The organism is Sediminicola sp. YIK13 (assembly GCF_001430825.1).
In the GTDB taxonomy this organism is placed as follows: Bacteria; Bacteroidota; Bacteroidia; order Flavobacteriales; family Flavobacteriaceae; genus Sediminicola.
This window is the reverse complement of sequence record NZ_CP010535.1, coordinates 1328513-1344510: the sequence shown is the minus strand read 5'-3', so window position 1 is coordinate 1344510 and position 15998 is coordinate 1328513. Positions and strand designations below refer to the sequence as shown.

The window sequence follows — 15998 nt, the reverse complement described above, 5'->3', positions numbered from 1 at the left end:
ATTTATTTTAGGTGAGGAAGTAGATTTATTGTTTTTTCTATAAAATATTGTAAGTGTCAACCTTTTAGTGATTCTTCTTTTTTGAATACTAAAACATTTTTCCAAATCCAGATTATACCTTTAAATCTAGTTTGTTATTTGAGCATCTGTGCGATAGCATTTTAAAGCATTAAAGCATTCTTTTGTAGGTCAAGGTATTTCCGCGACCTACGAAATTTAATTGCAGTAGATTTTCGTCCAGTCTAAAAATATAAAAACATTGATCTTCCTCGGTTAAGGTCATAAAGGAATCGGGAGCTACTTCTGCACTACTATTGGTTTCATTTTTGCAGGTATTGGAAATGCTAAAAGGAGTTTGTGATATTTGCTCACCATTATAGAAATCTTTTCTGATGGATCCGATAAATGCAATCTGACTTTTGGAATCATCGGTACTTTGCCATTGCCCCTGTATAAGTTCATAATTCCCTGTTATGGCTTTGTCGTCATCTTTTCTGGAATTGATGGTGGCATTGTCTATCTGTGCAATAGTCTGAAGTATCCGTTTTTCCCACGCTTTAAAACGTTTCTCGCTCACTTGAATATTAGTCCAAACCGAATTAATATAATGCTGTAGGCTTTCATTTTTAAAAACATATTTAGACAGTATTTGGTCCGAATACCATATTTTTCCATTGATAAAATAATATTCAAAATCATTGGAAAAAAGTCCTTCATCATCCTTTATGCCCATTTTCATTTTTACCGGTAAATTTTCATCCGAATACCAAATGGTAATAGGGGTCTTGAAATCATCAAATTTAAATTGAACTTCCTTGGAGATTACCTTTAAAAAAGGAAGGGCTTTGTTAATTTTATTGACGTTTGGTTGAATGATATCCTCAATTTCTTTTGAACTGGAGTTTTTGTCAATGCTGGGAAACGCATCAGGAAGAAGGTCTTTGGAAGCTTTTGTATTTCTTGGTTTTTGGTCTTTTTCGAAGAATTTTCCGTTGGAATAAATACCAAAAAGGGAATAGGACATAGGTTTGTCGTCCATTTCATCTACTTTAGCCCTATAAATATATCCTTCGTTGTCTTTTAGGGTCACGTAAAAATAAGACCCTATATCTGCCCAATAGCCGTATGAGGCATCCACAGCATTTTCATCTATGTTATTACTTGCGTACTGCTCTTTAGCAATTGGAAGACAATTTTGGATTTTTGTAATCTCAATTGTTTTTCCGTTTACAGTTAGATAAAGAATTGAACGTGGAATTCCCATTTCATCTTCACCGAGATCAGCACAGTTGAATTTTATAGAGGTAATTGTTTTGGAAGTAAGGGCAAAATCTTGTTCGTTTCCTTGTTTCTTTTCTTCTGTTTTACAAGAAACGAGCAGGAGAACAAATAGAAATAGGGGTATTAGATTTGTTTTCAATTTCATATGGGGGAAATCAATTTTGAATATCGGAACCTTAATGGATATTGGACATCCGATACGTTTAACATTATTCAAATATATAGAACCTCAAAGAAAAGGTTTTAGGGTCTTTGTAAAGGGTATATTCAATAACAAAAACACCCAAGAGCTATCAAAGTTAACGATCTTATACTGAACTACTTTACTGCCCAATAATTTTTTAGAAATTGATTAAATTTTAGAGGAATAAATGTAAAGGTTGTCATCAGGCTTTATTTTTATTACACTATTCTGAAGTGAGATCGTCTTCCATTCTCCGGTTGGGAAAATCCATAATTTTTCTTCATCGAGATGCATGAGCACGGGCATATCAAAATCTTCAACGATATTGGTATAGCGAAAGCTTAGTTCCTTTGCTTCCAGTTTGTATTCCAACATCGGTATTTTGGTGGTACGCAGGTATTGGTTGAAATATGACGTAAGATCAATTCCCGTATGTTGGCTCAAATAATCTTCAATCTGTTGGGACGTTACGGTCTGATGATAGAATTTACTATTGAGTCCCCTTAAGATTTCCCTCCATTTATTGTCATCTTCCAAAAGCTGTCTTAAGGTATGTAACACATTGGCTCCTTTGTAATAGATATCTCCACCAGTTTTGTTGACATTATACGGTCCGATAATGGGTTTTTTGTTCTCAATATTATTTCGGGTGCCTATCACATATGCAGAAGAGGCTTCTTTGCCATAATAATAGTCCAAAAATAAATTTTCCGAGTAGGCGGTAAAACTCTCATGGATCCACATATCGGCAGTATCCCTATTGGTAATATTATTGGCGAACCATTCGTGGCCCGATTCATGGATGATGATAAAATCAAATTTTAGTCCCCACCCTGTACCGGAAAGATCCCGTCCTAAATATCCATTTTCATAACCATTCCCATATGTCACTGAACTTTGGTGTTCCATCCCTAAATAAGGTACCTCCACCAGTTTAAAACCATCATCATAAAAGGGGTAGGGGCCAAACCAATGTTCAAATGCATTCATCATTTTTGGGGCATCCGTAAATTGTTTTTTAGCCTTGTCCAAATTATCACGAAGCACATAGTAGTCCATGGTCAAGGGGCCTTTTTCACCAGTATAGGTTTCGCCAAAATGTACATAATCCCCAATGTTTACGTTTACGCCATAATTATTGATGGGGCTGGTTACATACCAGTGGAAGGTTTTTGTGTTTTTATGCTCTTCCATCTTCAGCAACCTACCATTGGAGACTTCCATTAAATTTTTGGGCACTTCTACACTTATTGCCATACTATCTACCTCGTCATACATATGGTCTTTATTTGGCCACCATACGCTAGCCCCAAGGCCCTGACAGGAGGTGGCCACAAAATGATTTCCATTCATGTCCTTTTTCCAAGAAAACCCTCCATCCCATGGGGCATTTATCGCTTCTTTGGGGTGACCTGAATAACTGACCTTAATCTCATTGACCGTTCCTTTTATTTGTGGTTTCTGCAAGGAAACAAAATGTGCATTTATTTTTGAAGTGAATGTCAGTTCTTGCCCATCTTGGGTGATTTTTTCAATTCTCAAGGGTGGTTGCAGGTCTACCTGTAGCACTTGTTTTTCTTCCAAAACGGTGTAGCGTATGGTATTGGAACCCGAGATATATTTATTGTCTGGGTCCACTTTAATATCCAAATGATAAAAGCTGAGGTCCCACCAGGCACGCTCAGGGGTAATACTCCCTCTTAAAGTATCCTGTTCTGTAAAGGGTTCCTGGGCTTGGACGTAACCTAAAAGGATAACAGAAACTAGAAATGAACAGGTCACTTTTTTCATAAAATATAGGATTTTAACGTGGGTGTGTCTTCAGTGAAATTTAAATAGGTCTATTATTGATTCAGCAAAGTGCAGAACAACAATAGACCCTATATCTATAGATAAAAAGTTAATTCCTCATTATAGCATTTGGAAATACCACCACGCTTTCAAAACCGTCTTTTCCAACGGCAGATATGCCAAAGAAATAATTATCTATCACTATACCATCTAACGTAAACTCGGTAACATCGCCAACATACCTGCTATGGTCCCATGTAGGAGAGGTAGTGTCCCTCCAATAAATTTTATATCCCACGGCACCCTCTACCTTGCTCCATTCAAATTTGGCGGACGGTTCTACTATCCCTCCAATTTTTACTTCTTTTGGAGCTGGGGGTGCCCAAGCCAAAGATGCCATATTAATAGCATTTACGGCTGTTAATTTTCGGGCATAATCAAAGTTCACATGTTCTAAGACATCGCCATAGGCAATGCCATCCTCTACACGTATATCCTGATGTTGTTGGGTGTAGTTTTCATGGGCTTCCATAATACGGATCCCGGCATAGCCAGCATCGTTAAAAGGTCTATGATGTCCTCCACGTCCAAATCTATCTAATCGGTAAATCATCATTGGGTTCATTTCAGGCATATATGTTTTTACGTTTTTATGGACGTAACGTGCCAATTGTCTGGAAATTCCATCGACCTCACCTCCATAAAAGCGTCGCATATTTCGTTCTCTTTCAGTTTCTGTAGGAGGAACGGGCTCGGAAAAGATCCTAAAATCGGTATTACTGATAATTCCATCTACCCCTTTAATATTTCCGATCATGTCATTATTGAAGATACCTATGATGTCCCATCCTTTTTCTTTGGCACTTTTCACCAAGCCTTGTCCACCAAAAAGGCCTTGTTCTTCTCCGGAAAGTCCTAGATAGATAATACTGTTCTCGAATTTATATTTTGATAAAACACGCGCGGCCTCAATAGTTCCCGCCATACCACTGGCATTGTCATTGGCACCTGGAGACACAGAAGTGAAATTGGCAGGGTCACTTACCCTGGAATCAATATCACCGCTCATAATGATGTAACGGTCGGGATATTTGGTTCCTCGTTGGATCGCGACAACGTTTACTACTTCCACGTCTTTCACGATCCTTGCGTTCTCACCTTTTTTTACCAAATCTCTGTGATAGGTAACTTCCAGGCAATCTCCGCAAGTAGTTGAGATCTTTTCAAACTCACTTTTTATCCATCTTCTGGCGGCACCAATTCCTTTAGTTTTAGAGATAGTATCGCTTAAGGTGTGTCTTGTACCAAAATTTACCAGGGTCGTTACATCTTTCTGAATACGATCAGCAGATACGGCATTGATAATGTCATAGACACGCTGGTCTGTTTGTGCAAATGTGAATGTTGTACTTAGAATAAAAGCGAGGGATAGTAGTTTTCTCATCATATGTTTATTTAAGCCTGTAATTTACGGTTATAGAACATTATAAATTCTTAACAATTTGTTAAGGGGATTTTTTATACAAATTAATAAGCCCAAAAACAGGACCAATGGCCAAAATACTGAATATGTAAACTGGATCTATACCATTCACTAAATAGGATAGTAATTGAATACTCACAATACTTATGGTAAACCCAATACAATTCACTAGGGTAAGTGCCGTGCCTTTTAATTGGGCTGGAGCAGAGGCGGCAACCAAGGTTGAAAATTGTGGGGAGTCCGATACCACGGCCATGCCCCAAACGGATAGGAGTATTAAAAAGAATTGCTGGGGCAATTGAAAGAGCACAGGTGAAATACAGCATAGTATTCCAGATATGGCCAGTGAAACAACCGCTACCTTTTTACTGCCTTTTTTGAGGGAGACATATCCCCCGATGATGCAGGAAACACATCCCAAAGCAATAATTATAAAGGTCCAGATTGAAATGGAAATTGTTGAATTGCCCAGGGAATTATAGGTGCCAATTGCAAATGGTAGAAAGGCCCAAAAGGCGTATAGTTCCCACATATGTCCAAAATAGCCAAAGGATGCATTTTTAAAGGCAGGTATTTTAAACAGCGTTATGCCCGCTTTTAGTTGCAATACAGTGCTGGGTTTTCTAAAGGGCCCGTTTGGCACAAGTAAATACATACTAAGTCCGCCACATATGGCTAAAACAGAAGTGATAGTGATCACCAGGGTATAGTCGGCTCCAAGGGACATGCCCCTGATCGCATGGGGAAAGGATGTACCCAAGACCAAGGCACCAACAAGGAACCCCAAAGCCTTTCCCAATCCTTGTTCGTAATAATCGGAGGCTATTTTCATTCCTACAGGATATATACCAGCCAAAAAGAAACCAGTGGTAAATCTCGCTGTTAACAATGTCAATTCGGTAAGGTGTTCCAAAAGGAGTAGGGCATTGCACAAAGCTGCCAGGAAAGCACATCCCAAAAAGAGCTTGGAAGGAGAAAAGCGATCTACGAGCATCAAGGCTGCAAACAGCAAGGTGCCCAAAATAAAACCCAATTGAACAGTGGATAGCATTAGCCCTGTCAACCCAGGTTCCAGGCCATGATATTTTGCCAAATCCCCAACTATGGCATTCCCTGCAAACCACAAGGAGGTGCAGGCAAACTGGGAGAAAATTATAACCGGTAGAATGTGTGGTTTAATGTTCAATTTTAAGGCTCTACGTAAAAAGTCAGGCTCGAAATTTTTCCATTGGCCACGGTATAATAATAGGTTTTTACAAGAGTCTTGTTATTGGCAGTGATCAGGGCTTCATGGTGGACTTTATTATCCATTACTACTTTCTTTTTGATACTATAATTTAAATCTGGGGCCGAATCAAAAAAGGTGGCAAATTCCTGTTTGATCTTTTGCTTCCCTTGATAGAGAAGAAGACCACCATAGCCATAGACTTTGGCATCATCGGAAAAGGTATTCAAAAATGCATCTAAATCCTTTTTGTTAAAGGCCGCTATCTGTTTTTGTACCGCTTCTTCTGGGGAAATATCCGCTACTAGGGCCAGCCGTGTCGCATTGGGATTTACGGCCAATCGAGATATCATATTGATCGATTTATCTTTAAATACATGTGTCAATTTCCATTTGTTGTCCTTATTGGGTTGGTAGCTATAAAGCATATTTCCATACCCGGTGAGCAGGGTGCCATCTGCCAGCCAACATACATCTTCTTTCATGAGAAACAGTCGGGTAATTTCTTTGGTTGCTCCAGAGACTGGATCCAGGGATTTAATGGTCCCTAAAACATCGTCTTTACTTACATAGCTTATTAGATTTGAATTTGGAATTTTATGAAGGGATCTGCCTACGTTCCTTTGAACGGTATAACTGCTATTATCCATAAAATTCGTGACTACAAGGTCCATTCTGCCCTCTATGAGAACTGTTGTAATTAAAATATCTTTATTGAACCAGAGATGGTAACCCACCTTCATACCCTTTAAAAGTACTTCTGGGGCTTTTTGCGTTATTGAATAACGATATAATAATTGGGTACCGTCATTATCCAATCTAATGGCCGATATATCATTGGTACCTGGAATTCGAAGGGGAGAGTACTCGCTTCCGTTTGGGGTATCCGAAATCCATGAAGCATTGCCCTCCTTGATTCTGTATTTTTTTATATCTGTTTGTCCATCTCTGGTAGAAGAAAACAAAAGGTGTTCATCATCAAAAAAAGAGGGCTGGTTGTCATACCCCGCATTATTGGAAATATTACTTGGGTTTAAAAAGAAAAGACTATCGCCTTCCTTTACCATATCCAATAGATATACCTCTGGATTGGTTTGGGAGTTTAGCGTCAGGGGTAAATAACAGAGTGCAATAGCCAATAATTTTTTCATGGTATGTGGATTGTAGAAAACTATTTTATAAATCTATTCAAAAGATCCCTAACTTTTTTGGTGTTTTCCACATAATATTTGGCTTGTGTTTTTTGCATTCCCACCTTAACGGTAACAGCATCTTCCGGTAATTCCTCAAACATATACTCATCGGTCCAATCGTCGCCAATGGCAAATATAAAATCGTATTCATTGCCGGTAAGCATTTTTATTGCGGCACGTCCCTTGTTTACACCGCTGTTCTTTATTTCCAAAACCTTGTTTCCTGAAAGTACCGTAAGGTTATCATTGCCAATGAGACTGGTCAGAACGGTAGTCAGTTCAGTGGCCCTTTTATTTCCAAAGTCAGGATCCGTATTTCTGTAATGCCAGGCCAAGGAATACGTTTTTTCTTCTATAAAGGCCCCGGGTGTTCTATCAACGAACGATTCCAATACAGGTCTTATTTTGGGCATCCAATCATTTTTGATCTGTTCTAATAGTGTAAAATCACCACCGTCTTTGGAAAGCCATACCCCGTGTTCCGCAATCATATTATATTTTTTGTGCAGGAACCATCTTTCGAAGGTACCTGTGTCACGTCCACTGATCAAATAGACATCAGTATTTTCCTGGGCGCTAATTTTGTCCAATAGGTTGTATAAATCTTCATCTGGTCCCGCTTTCTGTGGGTCTACATGAAATCCGGACAGTGTACCATCATAATCGAAGAACAATAATTTTTTCTTCGCAGAATGGTACTTATCTATGACATCATCCAAGGTTTCTTTGGAAAGTAGTTTGGAAATGTACTTATGTTTGATTTCTCTTTGCTCTAACAGAGATTTCATAAAATCATTGGCCCATTTTTCTACGTTATAGCGTTCCAAACGCTTCTGTAAAATGCTATTTCGGGCTATCTGTTCTTCCCTGGGCATTTTAATGGCCTGAATCAGGGCATCTGATATTTGATCAAAATTGTTAGGGTTAATGAGTAAGGATTCGTTCATTTCATTGGCAGAACCGGCCATCTCACTTAAAATCAATACTCCTGTTTTATCTGTCCTTGTGGCGATATACTCTTTCGCTACCAAATTCATCCCGTCCCGGATCGGAGTTAATAGGGCAATGTCACTGGAGGTATACAGGTCGATCAAATTTTCAAAGGGCATGGACCTATAATAATACCAAATGGGTGTCCAGCTTACTGTGGCAAATTCCCCATTGATTCTGCCCACCAATTCATCGATTTCTTTTTTTAAGAGTTGATATTGTGGAACGTTGGACCTCGAGGGGACGGCGAGAATTATAAGCCTCACCTTTTCCTGGTATTCTGGATGCTTTTTAAGGAAATATTCAAAAGCATTTAATCGTTTGGCGATACCTTTGGAATAATCCAACCTATCTATGGATAGGATCAGTTTGGCATCTGGGGTCGACTCTTTATGAACGTTGAGTCGTCGCTGTAATTCTGATTGTTTGTCGGCAGTGTTTTTCTCATGCTTGCTAGCCGCATCACTAAATTTTTTATAATCTATTCCCATAGGGAAGGAGTCTACCTTGATGACCCTATCCTCGAGATTTATTTCATTAAAACTTACTTCTAATCCTAAGAGTCTTCTAACGGAACTTAAAAAATGACGTTCATAATCATAGGTGTGGAATCCAATAAGGTCAGATCCCAATAATCCCCTTAAAACTTCTTTCCTCCAGGGCAATGTCCTGAATATTTCATAAGAGGGAAAAGGAATATGTAAAAAGAAGCCTATAGAGGTATTGGGGCGTTTTTCCTTGACCATTTCCGGGACGAGCATTAACTGATAGTCATGTACCCAGATCACGTCATCGTCATCTGCCTTTTCTAAAATAGCGTCGGCAAATTTTTGGTTTACAGCTTTATAAGTATTCCAACTATCCGTTTCAAACTCTGAATATTCCAAAAAATAATGAAATAAGGGCCATATGGTACGGTTGCTAAAGCCATAGTAGAAACCATCAATTTCTTCACTGGTCAGACTTACTTTAGAGCAGCCATTCTCCTTTAGGGCCTTATCTATCTTAGGCTCCAAATCTTCGGAAATCTCCTCCTCGGTCAAACCACTCCAACCTATCCAAAGGCTATCACTTCCAGAATGTACGGACTTCATTCCTGTAGCCAACCCACCTACACTTGGTATCGCAGTGATGCTATCATTGTCAATTTGTAATTGAACAGGTAGTCTATTTGAGATTATGATAGTTTTGCCCATAAAACGTTAGATTTTGGATTAGATAGCTCTATTTTTTACTAAATTTCGGGAAAACGAATAGTATAAGCAACTTTAAGTGTTGTAAATACTGCTAATTTAAGATATGGATAATTTAGACTACGGAATAATAGGAAATTGTAGGAGCGCTGCCCTTATTTCCAAGAATGGTTCATTGGATTGGTGTTGTTTACCGGAATTTGACTCGTCATCGGTATTCGCCAAAATATTGGATGATAAAATAGGGGGGAGTTTTGAGATATCGGTCGATGACTCATATACCGTTCACCAACAATATGAAGAAAACACCTGTATTCTCGTCACCACCTTTTCCGATAACAAGAATATTTTTGAAGTTCACGACTTTATGCCCCGATATTATAGTGAAGATGGTGGATGCCATACCCCTCCAGAGATTGTAAGGTATATCAAGTATATATCGGGAAGCCCCAAATTTAAGGTGGTCTATAATCCCAAGTTGGAATATGCCCAAGGGGAAACGTCTACCTATATTAAACCCGATTTTATTGCCAGCCTTACGCATACCGTAAAGTTTGACACTGTATTTCTGTATACCTCCTTTGACAAAGAAAAGGTCGTTAACGGTGAAGAAATAGAACTTAAGGAATCAGGATATTTCTTGTTGGGGTACAATGAGAAGATATTTTTACCGGACACTAAAAAAATATACCTGCTCTTACAACGCACAAAGGTATATTGGTTAAACTGGGTGGAACGCACGCCCACATATAAAAAATTCAATGATCAGATTATTCGTAGTGCCCTTACCTTAAAATTGTTAAGTTATGACAAGACAGGAGCTGTATTGGCTGCTGCTACCACGTCTTTGCCGGAAACCATTGGAGAGGTCCGCAACTGGGATTATCGATTTTGCTGGATAAGGGATGCCTCAATGGTCATCAAGGTAGTTTCTGAGCTAGGACATAAGAATGTGGCCAAAAGATATCTTCAGTTTATTATCGATCTTATCCCTGATAAGGACGAAAAGTTACAGATCATGTACGGGATCAATAAGGAGAAAAAACTGACCGAGGAGACGTTGGACCATTTAGAGGGTTACAAGGGATCCAAGCCGGTACGTGTGGGAAATGCAGCCTACAAACAACGTCAAAATGATATTTATGGAATTTTGATGGATGTGATTTATGAACAATTGGTAATGTTTGATACCGATATAGACAATGGGGAAGAGCTGTGGACCATTACTAAAGGTATCGTTTGGATTGTGAACAACCATTGGCAGGAACCGGATAAGGGGATTTGGGAATTCCGTACTGAAGATCGACATTTTACGTTTTCAAAAATATTGTGTTGGGTTGCCTTGGATAGGGCGATTAAAGTTGCCGAAATATTAGGAAAGAAACATAAGATTAAAAAATGGAAGGTCTTGGAACAAGAGATCAGACAGGATATTTATGACAATGCATGGAACGAGGAAAAGCAATCCTTTACCCAGTCCTATGGTTCCCCAGATCTTGATGCTTCAGTTCTTCTTATGGAATCCTACGGTTTTATTAAGGCAAAGGATCCAAAATTTATGAGTACCGTAAAAGCCATAGAGAAAGAATTGAGCCATGAAGGATTAATGTACCGTTATAAGAATGAGGACGATTTTGGACTGCCATCTTCTTCATTTACTATCTGTACTTTTTGGTTCATAAATAGTTTGTTTAAGATAGGGGAGGAAGAAAAAGCAATTAAACATTTTGAAAAATTGTTGTCCTATAGTAACCATTTGGGACTATTTAGCGAGGATATCGATTTTAAAACCAAACGATTGTTGGGGAATTTCCCACAGGCCTATTCCCATTTGGCTTTGATAGAATGTGCCATTAATTTTTCCAAAAAAGATAGTGAAGCCACTATTAAAGAATCCTTTGTGCACAAGGAATAACGCTTTTGATTACCCTCTATTTTTGAGGATATGATTTTTAGAAGAAACTGAATTGAAACCCCCTTATCAAGGGGGTTTTTATGTGTCTTTTGGTTGTGATATAATCGAATCTGCCAATGTTTTAATCTTATCTAAAAGGTCTTTTAAATGACTTGGGGTAGTGAATGGATTCATCAGTGTTGTCCTTAAATAATGAATGCCCCTTAATTTGGTCTGTACAATATAAAACTCACCCTCTTCCAGGAGGGCATGGCGTACTTTCTCATTGATACGATTCAAAGATTTATCATCCAAAGATTTGTCTACATATCTAAAACAAACAATATTGCTCATTGGTTCCACCGCTATTTCAAAGCTTTTGTTTTCTTTGATAATTTCGGCAAACTGATGTCCCAAGTTGTACAAAGTGGTCACATTATCATCAAATATGGCCTCTCCATAGGTCTTTAATAGTGTAAACCAATGTAGGCTCATCATGGTCTTGGTGCATTCAAAAGTACGCTTTGCCAAATTGTACCAATCTTCCTCAACAGATTGTTCCAATAGGTAATCGGCTTTTTGGCTAAAAGTAGTATGTGAATTGGTCCCATCTTTGAAAAGAAGGGCAGTGGTCAATGCAGGCATCATCATCATTTTGTGACCATCGATGACCACGGAATCTGCCATTTCTATTCCTTTGACCATATATCTATATGTTTTAGAGAATATGGTTGCTCCCCCATGGGCACCATCTACATGGAACCAAAGGTCATGTTTTTGACTAAATTTGGCTATAGCTTCCAGATCATCAAAAATCCCCGTTGAGGTGGAAGGGGCACTGCCTATAATGGCAAATATTTTGATACCGGCATTTTGTGCTTTCAGGTAATAGGTTTCCAAAAGCTTGGTATCTAGTGTAAAATCTTTGTTAGCCGGAATTTTTATGATTCCATCTTCTCCTAGGCCCATAATTCTGGCTGCTCTATCCACGCAGTAATGAGCCTCTTCACTTACCATTATGCCCAGACGTTCGCTATGTCCCTCATTCCAAACATTGTGGGATAGCTTGACTTTACGGGCAGAGAGGAGGGCAGTGAGGTTGGCTAGGGTTCCACCTGAGGTCAAGAATCCGTTTGATTTGGAATCGTACCCTATTTTTTTGCAGATAAAATCCGTAATTATCCGCTCCATTGCTGTTGGAGCCATTCCCATTTCATAAACGGCCATCCCATTGTTCAATACCGAAGCTACTATAGCAGATAATGAGCTTATGGGAAGCGGAGGAGCCACTTGGTGCCCCATATATTTGGGATGGTGGATGTGGATCGTATGTTTCAGAACCTCTGGAAATAATTCCTTAGAATCACCGTTTTTTAGATAGTCCGACCAAAATTCATGCTCGTCCTTAGGGGTATTCCAGGTAATAGTCTTCTCGGATTTTTCTTGGGTGGTGTTCCCCAAATGATCTGCCAATTGGTCTACCAATTGATGTGCCATTGACCTGAATTCCTCTGGGTCATATGCTTTGTGTAAGAGGTGGTTCTTCATTTTATAAAATTAGGTCGTTCCATATAGGAAAACAACCCTTTTTTTATAAAAAAAAACCGCTCCTGATAGGGAGCGGTTTTAAGTTGACCGTTAGGTCAAAGCATCAATTTGAATTAGTCAAAGGTATACCCGTTAGCAGCTGCAACCTGATCAGCGATCTGGGTGCGAAGTGCCACCACGTTGGGTTGGTTAGTGTATTTGGTGAAACGTTTTAAGCCCATCAACATCATGCGTTGTTCATCACCTTCCGCAAAAGAAACGATAGCTTCTTTACCTTTTTGGATAATAGTATCAACGGCTGTATACAGATACAACTTGGACATTGCTATTTGAGTGGCTTGGGCATCTTCCCCAAAACGTTTGGCATTCTTTTCAGTTCTCAAAAGGGTTGACTCTGCCATATAGACCTCAATAAGTATATCAGAGGCTGACAACATAAGTTGTTGGTGGTTCTCCAATTCTGGTCCATATTTTTGAACTGCAGCCCCTGCAACCATCAAGAATACTTTTTTCAATCTTGCCAACACATCTTTTTCCTCAGCAAAAAGTTCAGAGTAATCAGGAGTTTCAAAGGATGGAATCCCCATAAGCTCTTCACCAACCTTGGTAGCAGGTCCTAAAAGATCAACATGGCCTTTCATGGCTTTTTTAACCAACATGCCAACTGCCAACATTCGGTTGATTTCATTGGTTCCTTCATATATTCTAGAAATTCGGGCATCCCTCCAAGCGGATTCCATTGGAGTATCTGCGGAGAATCCCATTCCACCAAAAATTTGAATACCTTCATCCGAGGTGTTCTGAACATCTTCTGAAACGGCAACCTTGAGTATGGAGCATTCAATGGCGTATTCTTCTACCCCTTTCAACTCTGCCTCTTGGTGTGAGTTACCTTCCGCTTCACGAATGGCTATACGATCTTCAATGTTTTTAGCCGCCCTATAACTGGCAGATTCATCTGCATAGCAGTTGGTAGCCATATTGGCTATTTTTGCTTTTATGGCCCCAAAATTAATGATAGGGGTTTTAAATTGGATACGTTCATTGGCATATTTGGTTGCCTCATCAATTACTCTTCTTTGAGCCTCCAGACAGGCAGCGGCCAATTTGATACGCCCAACATTTAAAGCGTTCATCGCAATTTTAAATCCGTTTCCTCTAGTTGAAAGCATATTTTCAACGGGCACTTTAGTATCATTGAAAAACACCTGACGGGTAGAAGAGGAGTGTATTCCTAATTTCTTTTCTTCCTCACCCATGGAAATTCCATTACTCGGGTCATTTTCAACAATAAATCCAGTGATATTTTTGTCATTTTCTATGCGGGCAAAAACAATGAACAGATTACAGAATCCCGCATTGGAGATCCACATTTTCTGTCCAGTGATGTTATAGTACTTTCCATCTTCCGATAAAACTGCTTTGGTCTTTCCCGAATTGGCATCAGAACCTGCTCCCGGTTCTGTAAGGCAATAGGCCCCAAACCATTCTCCTGATGCTAGTCTTGGTACGTATTTCTGTTTTTGTTCCTCTGTCCCATATAATGTAATGGGCATAGTCCCGATTCCTGTATGGGCACCAAAGGCTGTACTGAATGAACCTGTAGCTCCTGAAATGTAATCACAAACAAGCATAGTGGAAACAAATCCCATTCCCATTCCGCCATAAGATTCAGGAACCGCAACGCTCAATAGGCCAAGTTCACCTGCTTTACGCATGCATTCCTCTGTAAAGGCGTAATCTTTCTTTTCAAAACGCTCCCAGTGTGCCCATAGTTCCCTATCTACAAATTCTTTGGTGCTATCGCGCATCATTTTCTGCTCTTCGGATAAATCCTCCAGAGTAAATATATCCTCGCATTTGGTTTCTTTTACAAGGAATTGTCCGCCTCGCAATAGGTCTTTTTTTATAGTTTCTGTGCTCATTTTTTTATGTTTAATTACTTAGAGTAGCGGATGGTTCTCGATAAAACCAGAAGCTATCAAATCGATTAATTATTAATTCAAAAATTCAAAAATCCCTGCAGCGCCTTGTCCGGTTCCAACACACATAGTCACCATGCCGTATTTTCCTTTCATGTTACGCTTGCGCATTTCATCAAATAACTGTACCGATAATTTGGCACCTGTACAACCCAATGGATGGCCTAGGGCAATAGCCCCGCCGTTGACATTTACAATATCTGGATTGAGTTTTAACTCCCTAATAACCGCTAACGATTGAGAAGCAAAAGCTTCGTTCAATTCTATCAATTCAACATCCTCTTGTTTCAAACCTGCTTGTTTCAATGCCTTTGGAATAGCCTTTACAGGTCCTATTCCCATAATTCTAGGCTCCACACCAGCAGCGGCATAATTAACCAGTCTTGCGATAGGCTCTAAATTGAGTTCCTTCACCATTTCCTCGCTCATTACAAGTACAAATGCTGCACCATCACTCATTTGTGAGGAGTTACCAGCGGTCACCGATCCATTGGCGGCAAATACAGGTCGTAACTTGTTTAAAACTGCTAAAGAGGTGTCTGCTCTTGGGCCTTCATCCTTGGTGACAGTATAATTCTTAGTTTCTTTTTTCCCGCTTTCATTTACAAATGTATGCTCCACGGTAATAGGGACTATTTGTTCTTTAAAACGGTCTTCTGCTTGAGCTTTTAAGGCTTTCATGTGGGAATTGTAGGCGAATTCATCCTGATCCTCTCGGGATACCTTAAATTGTTCCGCAACAGCTTCAGCTGTTAGTCCCATACCCCAATAGTAGTCTTCGTGCCCTTCTTTGGCCACTGCATAATCAGGAGTGGGCTTATATCCGCCCATGGGAATGTAACTCATGCTTTCCGCACCCCCTGCTATAATACAATCGGCCATTCCTGATTGGATTTTTGCTGTTGCGATTCCGATAGTTTCTATTCCGGAAGCACAATACCTATTTACGGTAACCCCGGGAACATCATCGATGTTTAATCCCATTAGGGAAATTAATCGAGCAACATTCAACCCTTGTTCAGCTTCGGGCATGGCATTGCCCACCATTACATCATCAATTCGTTTTTTATCCAATTGCGGAACCTCCTTCATCATATGTTCGATGGTTTCCGCAGCCAATTCATCCGGTCTTTTGAATCGGAATACGCCTTTTGGTGCTTTCCCTACTGCAGTTCTGTAGGCTTTAACTATATATGCTGTTTTCATTTTTGGTAAAGTATTGAGTATTTAGATT

General features: G+C 39.5%; 10 protein-coding genes. 1 reads left to right on the top strand and 9 read right to left on the bottom strand.

The genetic code is table 11. The annotated features are described in order from the left end of the window. Positions 1–169 precede the first annotated feature (169 nt). From SB49_RS05990 to SB49_RS05965, 6 genes are all read right to left on the bottom strand, one after another. Positions 170–1426, bottom strand: a complete 1257-nt coding sequence (locus SB49_RS05990; RefSeq protein WP_062054782.1) for a hypothetical protein — start codon at positions 1424–1426, stop codon at positions 170–172. Between the two features lie 207 nt (positions 1427–1633). Next, positions 1634–3256, bottom strand: coding sequence for a M1 family metallopeptidase (locus SB49_RS05985; RefSeq protein WP_062054780.1), 1623 nt, complete (start codon positions 3254–3256; stop codon positions 1634–1636). A gap of 109 nt (positions 3257–3365) precedes the next feature. After that, the gene (locus tag SB49_RS05980; RefSeq protein ID WP_062054778.1) at positions 3366–4700 is read right to left on the bottom strand and encodes a M28 family peptidase; all 1335 of its coding nucleotides are present in this window, start codon (positions 4698–4700) and stop codon (positions 3366–3368) included. A gap of 61 nt (positions 4701–4761) precedes the next feature. Continuing rightward, positions 4762–5925, bottom strand: a complete 1164-nt coding sequence (locus tag SB49_RS05975) for an MFS transporter (protein ID WP_062054776.1) — start codon at positions 5923–5925, stop codon at positions 4762–4764. Positions 5926–5927: 2 nt separating this feature from the next. Then, entirely contained in the window at positions 5928–7115 is a 1188-nt protein-coding gene (locus tag SB49_RS05970) for a nuclear transport factor 2 family protein (RefSeq protein WP_062054774.1), read from the bottom strand. Positions 7116–7135: 20 nt separating this feature from the next. After that, a complete protein-coding gene (locus SB49_RS05965; protein WP_062054772.1) occupies positions 7136–9343 on the bottom strand; it encodes a bifunctional alpha,alpha-trehalose-phosphate synthase (UDP-forming)/trehalose-phosphatase in 2208 nt (735 codons plus the stop codon). A gap of 103 nt (positions 9344–9446) precedes the next feature. Between SB49_RS05965 and SB49_RS05960 the strand changes: the two genes are divergently transcribed. Further along, positions 9447–11255: a glycoside hydrolase family 15 protein gene (locus SB49_RS05960; RefSeq protein ID WP_062054770.1), complete on the top strand. Its 1809-nt coding sequence runs from the start codon at positions 9447–9449 to the stop codon at positions 11253–11255. Positions 11256–11333: 78 nt separating this feature from the next. On the opposite strand, the gene SB49_RS05955 is transcribed toward SB49_RS05960, so the two are convergent. From SB49_RS05955 to SB49_RS05945, 3 genes are all read right to left on the bottom strand, one after another. Beyond that, positions 11334–12782, bottom strand: a complete 1449-nt coding sequence (locus SB49_RS05955) for a pyridoxal phosphate-dependent decarboxylase family protein (protein WP_062054768.1) — start codon at positions 12780–12782, stop codon at positions 11334–11336. 113 nt (positions 12783–12895) lie between these two features. Continuing rightward, the gene (locus tag SB49_RS05950; RefSeq protein ID WP_062054766.1) at positions 12896–14707 is read right to left on the bottom strand and encodes an acyl-CoA dehydrogenase family protein; all 1812 of its coding nucleotides are present in this window, start codon (positions 14705–14707) and stop codon (positions 12896–12898) included. A gap of 72 nt (positions 14708–14779) precedes the next feature. Continuing rightward, positions 14780–15970 (bottom strand): acetyl-CoA C-acyltransferase, encoded by a 1191-nt coding sequence (locus tag SB49_RS05945; protein WP_062054764.1) that lies wholly within the window; start codon positions 15968–15970, stop codon positions 14780–14782. Positions 15971–15998: the final 28 nt, after the last annotated feature.